Origin of the sequence: Cohaesibacter marisflavi (genome assembly GCF_900115225.1) — a bacterium.
Taxonomy (GTDB): Bacteria; Pseudomonadota; Alphaproteobacteria; order Rhizobiales; family Cohaesibacteraceae; genus Cohaesibacter; species Cohaesibacter marisflavi.
Window position 1 is genome coordinate 1 of record NZ_FOVR01000032.1, and the last position, 7,808, is coordinate 7,808.

The following is a 7,808-nucleotide window of genomic DNA, read 5'->3' on the forward strand; positions in this document are numbered from 1 at the left end:
ATGTCCTTTGCCGAGCCACTGGCGATGGATACCTATGAAGAGAACCCGCATACGGGCTCCTTCATCCTGATCGACCGCTATTCCAACCAGACGGTTGCGGCTGGTCTTGTCTGGTTTGGCCTGCGCCGTGCAGAGAATGTGCATTGGCAGGCGGTTGATGTGGACAAGGCGGCGCGCGCCGAGCAGAAGGGTCAGAAGCCACGGGTTCTGTGGTTCACCGGTCTGTCGGGGTCTGGCAAGTCTACCATTGCCAATCTGGTCGAGAAGAAGCTGCATGGGGAAGGCCGTCACACCTATCTGCTGGATGGGGACAATGTGCGCCATGGCCTCAACCGCGATCTTGGCTTTACCGATGTGGACCGGGTCGAGAATATCCGCCGGATCGGCGAGGTCTCCAAGCTGATGGCCGATGCGGGTCTGATCGTTCTGACCGCCTTCATCTCCCCTTATGCAGCCGAGCGGCGCATGGTGCGCGAGATGCTTGAAGAGGGCGAGTTCATTGAGGTCTATGTTGATACGCCGATGGAAGTGTGTGAAACACGCGATGTGAAGGGCCTCTACGCCAAAGCTCGCGCGGGCAAGATCGAGAACTTCACAGGCATCGATGCGCCATACCAAGCACCTCGTCATCCTGAAATTTATGTAAATACCGATGAGATGTCTGCCGAAGATGCTGCAGATGCCATTGTCGCGTATTTGACAAAGGACTAATTCATGACGCCTTTTCTCAAGAGCTTGATCGAAGCAGCCCTTTGTGCTTCCGAGACAATTCTGGATATCTACGAAACAGATTTTGATGTCGAAATCAAAGGTGATGATTCACCGGTCACGCAGGCCGACAAGGCAGCCGAGGCCGTCATTCTGAAGCATCTGGCCGCGTTGGCGCCTGATATTCCTGTCGTTGCGGAGGAATCCGCCGCGGAAGGAAATATTCCTGATGTGGATGGAGACTTCTTTCTCGTCGACCCGCTGGACGGAACAAAGGAATTCATCAAGAAGAATGGCGAATTCACGGTCAACATCGCCCTTATTCGCGACAATGTTCCGGTAATGGGTGTGATCTTCACACCTGCCAAAGGCTGGCTCTATGCAGGCGATGTCAGCACTGGCTGCTGGCAGGGAGATGTAGCGGATCCTCGCACGTCTCATGCTATCGAAAACTGGCACGAGATCAAGACGCGCCCAACAACGGATAAGGTCGATGTGGTCGGCTCCAGGTCGCATCATACGCCGGAAGCAGAAGCCTATCTCAAGGACTTCACCGTGGGCGAACAGAAATCTATCGGCTCTTCGCTTAAATTCTGCCTTCTGGCAGCCGGTGAAGCTGATTTATATCCGCGCTTTGGGCGCACGATGGAATGGGATACCGCTGCTGGCGACGCCATTCTCTCAGCGGCCGGCGGCACGGTAATCACACCTGATGGCAAACGCCTGCAATATGGCAAAGTCGTCCAGGATGACGCGCCATTTGCCAACCCGTTTTTCATTGCAAAGACGTTCTGAAGCAGTTTTCAGCGCATAAAAAAGGCCGCTGCGATGAAACGCAGTGGCCTTTTTTAATACATCTGTTGTGCGGGCAAGCCTCTCTTACATATAGCCGAGACTTGTTTCCAACTCACTGTCCAGATTGGTTTTGATGAAAGGCAGATCTTCTTCAGGTATGCTCTTGGGAAATTCAGGGCGAAAATCCTCAAACCGTTTATAATTCTCGAAGGACGCAAAACTTGTGCCCTTTATCTTCTCGAAATTCGGACAGTCGAGAGATGGAAACTTGCTCTTTAAAAGATCAGACAGCGCACCGGGATTCTGATTGAACCATTCATATTTCATCAAAACCACATTTTCCGCTCTTAAGGGCAAAGACAGAAGATTCTTCAACTTGAGAGCACGAAGTGCCAAGACATTCTCAATCTGCGATCCATCAATCGGATTTCTGTCACCGGGAATTAGTTTTTCGATGATCATATTCTGATCCTGCCGCGGCCTTGGAATGGGATGAGATTCCCATTTTGTCCGAATGAAATCAGAAAACGCCATTTCGTGGAGTTGTTTGGATGCATGCCATGGCTTTTTATGCATACTGAGTAGCCAATCATTCCAGTTTCTGACGATTCCAAAAATCATCAAGTTGGGTGAAACATTCCAAGCCGTAATGAATGCATGCTTCCATCCCCAATTCTTGAACTGCATATCAGGAATAGTATCGAGCTGTGCTTTCAGAAAATTTGTTCCAGAACTGCGCTCACCCAATACTGTGAAGTTGCTGGGCACTTTTTCACCAACCTGGATGTAGTACCCATTTTTCCCTAATTCACTAGCAATTTGCATTGGATTTCTACCTTATTGATTTTAGTGCACCGCTGAAACAGCTCATCACAGCAAATAAATTATCTCAGCACGCCAGACATTTTCTCGAAAGCCCATCGACCACCAATGATGAAAATCATTAGACGGCATAATGATGTGGTTCAAAACTTAAGCATTCCAGATATCAAACAGAAATGCTTATACTCGCGTTTAACTTGTTCTTAGATCAACCAATGGGTTTCTAAGGGCATATTTACCCAACAAACCCTTGTCCAAAAATGTCTGTTTAAGCTCTTCGCCATTCTGAATTTTTTTGAACGGGCCTACAACACCGTCCTGCCGCTTGAATGTCGGAGGCGTGATGTCAGACGGGAATTCAACCGGAACACCCTGTCCACGAAGATAGAGATATTGTTGTTCCAGAAGAACCGGTTTGGTTACGTTGATATCCGCTTCATAAGAGAAGGTCATATATGACTTTCCAGCCTTACGTACGCGCTCCTCGGAGGCTCTATACCAGCGATCTTCTACCTCGGCCCATTGCATGAATTCGTCAAACTCGATTTCCGGTTTGGTATCCTTGGTGTCTGCATTCACCCAGACATCGGATAGCATCGCCTTTTTGTAGGAAATAAAGGTATCAATACGACTGCGAACAATAAACAAGATCAGGCTATCAGGCTTGACGATCATTTGATCAAGTTCATCTCCGGTCATTTGGTGCGGAAACACCTTATATGAATAGGCCAATTTGCCTGCATTGGTCATAGAATCCCTTAGAATTTCAAGAAATGCCAACCGGTTTTCTGCGACATACTGAGTAAGAGCAGGATCTGTCTGGTCCTGAAAGTCTATGCCAGCCTTTTCGCAAAGACTTTCTAAGACTTCAGGAAAGCGTGCCAATCCAAAAGCACCGCGTGGATTGAAAATCTCGAATAAATTGGCAAAATTATCAAACTCACCAAGACTATCACAGAAATAGTTTGTTCCCGTTCTAGGCGCAGCAATGATCGTGATTTCTCGCGCAGAGGTCATATTATATTCAATTCCTTGTTCTTCGGCTTCAGTGCGACTACCGCAGCTACAAACAGCATATCAATTTATAAAACAAATTTACCGGAAGACAGAAGTTTCTAAATGTCTCCACGCTGTTTTACCTAACCGAAAGTCACGATAGACTTAATATCATCTCGCATTCTCAATGAAGGCTCAACCTAACGCTCTGACGGCACAGGTTCACTAAGTCAGTTACACAATCAGGAAGCTTCTTCTAACCCTTTGGCTGTCACTTTGAGTTTCCTCGGAGTAAATTCGATGGCCTCCCCCGATTGACGCAAGCGGTCTATTGCATCAAGGGTTTCCTCCACTTCAAAAACATTGAAATCCCGAAGCAGCTTCGGCGATATTTCCCACCACTTTGATTCCAGCAAACGTTGAATAATTTCATCGGGGAAACGATAGCGGATTACTTTTGCGGGGTTCCCCCCAACAATCGCATAAGGAGGCACATCACTGGTAACATTCGCTCCGCCCGCAATGACCGCACCTGTAGAAATCTGCTTGCCCGACATCAGGGTACAATGCGAGCCGACCCATACATCATGGCCAACCTTGACCGGGCCATATTCTTGCGGAAAGGCAGGTCGCTCGCCTCGATAAACAAAATCGGCAGGAATGTTACCTTCCTTGTAAAAATCTCCATAGTGCCAAGGATTGGTGGTCAACGCTTCCATGGGATGATGGCCATTCATGACCCGAATACCAACCGCAACGCTGCAGTAGCGTCCTGTTGCCATCCCCAGAAGTGAACGTCCATTATCTGATGCATAGGAAAAAGAGCCCGAATGCATCAGCAACTTGGTTGGATGACGGGAATATTCTTCAACGACCGATCCGATACGACTGCGGATAACGTCTCCCGGCCTAATTTTCCTTTTCCCTCCGAAAAACTCGATAGACATTTCAGCAAGCAAATCGGAAGTGGTTTGATCCACCTCTACATTTATATATTTAGCCATACAGCGACCACTCCCGAAAATATCAAAGCTTAAAGTGTTCCTTTATAAAAATCAGAATTCCTGCAGGAACTCAAATCTCTTATTCAAAAATATCGCGGCGATTTTTCGCACATCCTTGGCATTGTATCCTGAAGTGGAGACAACTTCCCAAAACGTTTGGGCTGGCAATTCTTTCAGCAGAGGATTGGCTCGTTCGAACACTTCGTTCAAAAAGCCCGGAGGCACATAGCGACTGCACCAGAGAATGTGTTTATAGAGCCACTTGGCATAATCCTTCTTGTAGCTCTCAAACAGATCATCCTTCTTGAGTTTATCCAGCATGATCTGAGCATGATCAAAAATCTTGATGAAACGCGTACCGCTCGCACCAATCGTCTGCCCGGTCCGGTTCATGCGATGGACATGGGTAATTTCGTTGAGAAAAAGGAACTTGTCGGCCTTTGTGGTTGTTTCCCAATGAAATGGATTATCCTCAAAGAAAAAATCTCCAACGGGGAAGCGAATCGCCTTTTCTTCAAGAAACGAGCGCCGATAGATTTTGCGCCATGGAAAGGGGGCCATTTCCAGGAGGGTATTTCTCAACCGGTCGGTGCGCCATTCGGCGGCAACCTGTCCCCAGAGATGATGTTCGGGATATTGGCTGTATTTGCCGTCATGGTTCCAATATTCGCTGCAGTTGCAAACGATGAAATCGGCTTCGCTCTTCCAGAGCATCTCAACGGCCTGCTTGGTATATTTCGGAATGACCCAATCATCGCCATCAACAAACAGGACAATGTCGCCAGTCGCCAGATCCAAGCCGGCATTGGCTGCCGTGGCTACACCGCCAATGGTGTTTTTGGAGAAGAATACCGGCTTAATTGTCACGTCTTGTCGATCATCGGCAATCGCCTTTATAATCGCTTGCGTGCCGTCGTTTGAGCAGTCATCAACCACGATCAATTCAAGGTCATCAAATCCGCAATCAAGCACAGACTGGAGCGTGATGGCCACATATTCTTCAACATTATAGCAAGTGACAATAGCACTAATTTTCACGACGCCACTCCTGGCTTTTGGCTTTGAAAACTTCTATTTCCGCTTGATAGCGCTCTTTCCAGAACAGGCTGGTCTCGCTTTCATCGCGACACAACCCGTTGATAAGCCAACTGAAAACATCTTCGGTGAAGCCATCATAAGCAGCATAGAGTTCAGCATTGGTTTCATGATGCTGGATCTCTTTTGAAATATCTTCCAGCATAGGAAACAGCTGCAAACGCATTTCACCAATATAGTTGGTCGCACGCTCTCCTTCAGGCGATTCAAAGTGGACCACAAGTGGAGGAGCCCAACCAAGAATACCGAAATAGGAGGATTTGAGAAAGCTCATCCAGTGAGGCTGGATGTCTTCATGATACCGCGCTTCGGGGAAACAGATGCCGCTTTTGACATAGAAGTCGCGGTTATAGGTCTTGTTCCATGGGAAATTTACGGTTTTGAGAACGCCCGGAACCTCACGCAAGGAAAACATGCCCGCAGGATATCTGGAGCTTCCGATCGAGGAAAAGAAGGAACGGTCCACTTCGTGCATTTCATATGTCAGAGGATCATCTTCATGCGCGGCCAGATGATACTTATAGATCACAAAGTCTGCGCCATTCTTGAGAACCGATGACTTGATATAGAAAAAGAAGCTATCGCAAATCATGTCATCTGCGTCGATGAAGGTCAGATACTCTCCGCTTGCGAGCGATGCTCCGAGATTTCTGGCAGCGGCTGGCCCGCTATTCTGGTCTTGTTTGTGATAGATCAGCTTGATGTTATTGGGCATTTCGAAGCGCGCAACAACACCCTCGGTGTCATCGGTTGAACAATCGTCAACAACAATCACCTCAAGAGCCTCTTGCCGCCTGGAAAAGAAATCCAAATGGCGTGCAATTCCCTTCTCATCATTATATGCGGGAATCACAAAAGAGTATTCAGCATGGACCATTCTAATAACTACCTACAAAATATAAACATTCGAGAAACCTGCGATCAAACTTTGATATGTTCGATTGCAAAGAGGCTCAAATCAAATTTTGTACCATCAAAGAACCAGATGATCTCAATATTCCGGGCTTCCCGAAGCAGCTCTTCTTCCATTTTGTGAATCACAAACTGCTCCGTGCGTCCATCGGTAAAGACCGCCAGAGGACTGGTGAAGCGGTCGATGAAGCGCTCTTCTAGATGATAGCGCACACAGGGGCGGAAAGCCGTCATGCCTTTGCTGTAAGCATCAATCAAGCTGACAATATAGCGAGCGTCTTTCGCCTGAGCGATCGGAACCAGAAAATTGATGGAGACCCATTTTGAATCGGCTCGGTCTTCGACACACAAACGAAGCCCGGTTTCCTCTTGAGCTTGTTCCAACTTGAATTCAATTTTGCTGTCAGGCTGCACATCGACGCGAATGCCACGCGCAAGCTCCACATGCGAAGAGATCTCTTCAGCAGGTTTCGCTGATAGTGCCATCTGTGTTAGCTGATTGAGATCAGCAAAAGGGGCTGCGGCTTCTTCCAGCTCAGAAATAAGTTTGGCAAGAATTGAAGTTTGCATCATTAGTGTCCTTGACGTTTCTTGGCTTTGCAACAGTTCAGCCGAATCCTGCGCGAATACAGACCTGTCCTCGCATAATAAGTGATTTCACGAGAGATTATAGTAGGAAATAACTCTCTCTGCCTTTAGCCTATGGGCCTTATCAGAAGAGCCTGAAATGCCCGAAACCGTATAGCTCCGGGCATATTTTTATCAATCCCGCTCTTGCAGCGCTTTGACGATGAGATCGGATGCCTGCTCTGCAGACATTTTGGCGGTGTTGACATAGATCTCCGGATTGACCGGCTCTTCATATGGCGCATCGATGCCTGTGAAGTTCTCGATCTTGCCCGCGCGAGCTTTGGCGTAAAGGCCCTTCACATCGCGTGCTTCACACACTTCCATCGGCGTATCAACATAGACCTCGATGAACTCACCCTCTTCAAGCATCTCGCGCACCATGCGCCGCTCGGCGGCATAAGGGGAGATGAAGGCGGTCAGAACGATCAGACCCGCATCGGCCATCAGCTTGGAGACCTCGCCGATCCGGCGGATATTCTCGACCCGGTCCACATCGGTAAAGCCAAGGTCACGGTTGAGGCCATGGCGCACATTGTCCCCATCCAGCAGATAGGTGTGACGGCCCTCCCCATGCAGCTTCTTCTCGACCAGATTGGCAATGGTAGACTTGCCAGACCCCGACAGACCGGTGAACCACAGAACCCGTGGCTTCTGACCCTTCTGCTCGGCGCGCGCCGCCTTGTCCACATCAACTGCCTGCCAATGCACATTCTCGGCACGGCGCAGGCCAAACCAGACAAGACCAGCCGCAACCGTCTGGTTGGAATAGCGGTCGATCAGGATGAAGGAGCCCGTATGCGGGTTCTCTTCATAGGTATCCATCGCCAGTGGCTCGGCAAAGGACAT

9 protein-coding genes are annotated in these 7,808 nt (G+C 48.6%); 2 read left to right on the forward strand and 7 right to left on the reverse strand.

Annotated features, from left to right (window positions below):
- Window positions 1-711 (forward strand): adenylyl-sulfate kinase (cysC, locus tag BM258_RS23945; protein WP_090075760.1); only part of this gene is annotated, 711 nt, incomplete at its 5' end.
- 3 nt (window positions 712-714) lie between these two features.
- A complete protein-coding gene (gene cysQ, locus BM258_RS23950) occupies window positions 715-1,503 on the forward strand; it encodes a 3'(2'),5'-bisphosphate nucleotidase CysQ (RefSeq protein ID WP_090075761.1) in 789 nt (262 codons plus the stop codon).
- A gap of 84 nt (window positions 1,504-1,587) precedes the next feature.
- Here the strand turns inward: cysQ and BM258_RS23955 are convergent, their stop codons facing one another.
- From BM258_RS23955 to cysC (BM258_RS23990), 7 genes are all read right to left on the reverse strand, one after another.
- Entirely contained in the window at window positions 1,588-2,328 is a 741-nt protein-coding gene (locus BM258_RS23955) for a hypothetical protein (RefSeq protein WP_139229384.1), read from the reverse strand.
- A gap of 189 nt (window positions 2,329-2,517) precedes the next feature.
- Window positions 2,518-3,342 (reverse strand): hypothetical protein, encoded by an 825-nt coding sequence (locus BM258_RS23960; protein ID WP_090075763.1) that lies wholly within the window; start codon window positions 3,340-3,342, stop codon window positions 2,518-2,520.
- A gap of 221 nt (window positions 3,343-3,563) precedes the next feature.
- On the reverse strand, window positions 3,564-4,325 hold the full coding sequence (locus tag BM258_RS23965) for a CatB-related O-acetyltransferase (protein WP_139229385.1): 762 nt from the start codon (window positions 4,323-4,325) through the stop codon (window positions 3,564-3,566).
- A 51-nt stretch (window positions 4,326-4,376) separates the two neighbouring features.
- On the reverse strand, window positions 4,377-5,363 hold the full coding sequence (locus BM258_RS23975) for a glycosyltransferase family 2 protein (protein WP_090075766.1): 987 nt from the start codon (window positions 5,361-5,363) through the stop codon (window positions 4,377-4,379).
- Window positions 5,353-6,297, reverse strand: coding sequence for a glycosyltransferase family A protein (locus BM258_RS23980; RefSeq protein ID WP_090075767.1), 945 nt, complete (start codon window positions 6,295-6,297; stop codon window positions 5,353-5,355). The genes BM258_RS23975 and BM258_RS23980 overlap by 11 nt, the downstream gene beginning before the upstream one ends.
- A 44-nt stretch (window positions 6,298-6,341) precedes the next feature.
- Window positions 6,342-6,935 carry a hypothetical protein gene (locus tag BM258_RS23985; RefSeq protein WP_139229386.1) on the reverse strand — a complete coding sequence of 198 codons (594 nt, stop codon included), beginning with the start codon at window positions 6,933-6,935 and terminating at the stop codon, window positions 6,342-6,344.
- Between the two features lie 159 nt (window positions 6,936-7,094).
- Window positions 7,095-7,808 (reverse strand): adenylyl-sulfate kinase (gene cysC / locus BM258_RS23990; RefSeq protein ID WP_090075769.1); only part of this gene is annotated, 714 nt, incomplete at its 5' end.